Here is a 513-nt window from a genome sequence, read left to right on the forward strand (position 1 = left end):
GGTAGTTATTTCGGGCATTTCAGCCCTATTTCATACCCGAACGTCTCGCACCTGCGTCCAACACATAATAACTACTATGCTTAATACATAGATAGATTCGTGCTATTGCATCTTGGGCTGACCGTCCGGGACGGAACCCATAGCTTGTGCCTTCAAATCTCGATTCCCATTCAGGTTCGAGAGCCGATTTAACCAAGGCTTGCCTTGCTCTATCTTGGATTGTAGGAATGCCTATTCCAGCTTTTTTCATCCCTACCAGGTTTTGGTATCCATACTCTCCTAAGTGCTTTTGCTTTGAGTTTTCCTTTAATGCTCTCAGCTAATTCAAACCTTTGTTTTGGAGATATTACTATCCTTCCATCGACACCGGCTGTCTTTTTGCCTTGACCCGCTTGGGGGGCGGGTTTATTAAGCTGACTGTTGGGAAGCATGGCTGACCGTGGAACCCGCCCCTACAGCCGCACTGCTAAGAGTCGGGCATAATATGATTTCACCAGTAGACGTTGCCACCTA

2 protein-coding genes are annotated in these 513 nt (G+C 47.0%); both read right to left on the reverse strand.

Annotated features, from left to right (window positions below; translation table 11 throughout):
• Positions 1-25: 25 nt before the first annotated feature.
• Positions 26-250 carry a hypothetical protein gene (locus P5674_RS25830; protein WP_014275740.1) on the reverse strand — a complete coding sequence of 75 codons (225 nt, stop codon included), beginning with the start codon at positions 248-250 and terminating at the stop codon, positions 26-28.
• A complete protein-coding gene (locus P5674_RS25835; protein ID WP_315643301.1) occupies positions 210-431 on the reverse strand; it encodes an HNH endonuclease in 222 nt (73 codons plus the stop codon). The genes P5674_RS25830 and P5674_RS25835 overlap by 41 nt, the downstream gene beginning before the upstream one ends.
• Positions 432-513: the final 82 nt, after the last annotated feature.

The sequence above is a fragment of the Limnospira sp. PMC 289.06 genome, from assembly GCF_032350395.1.
Lineage (GTDB): Bacteria > Cyanobacteriota > Cyanobacteriia > Cyanobacteriales > Microcoleaceae > Limnospira > Limnospira platensis.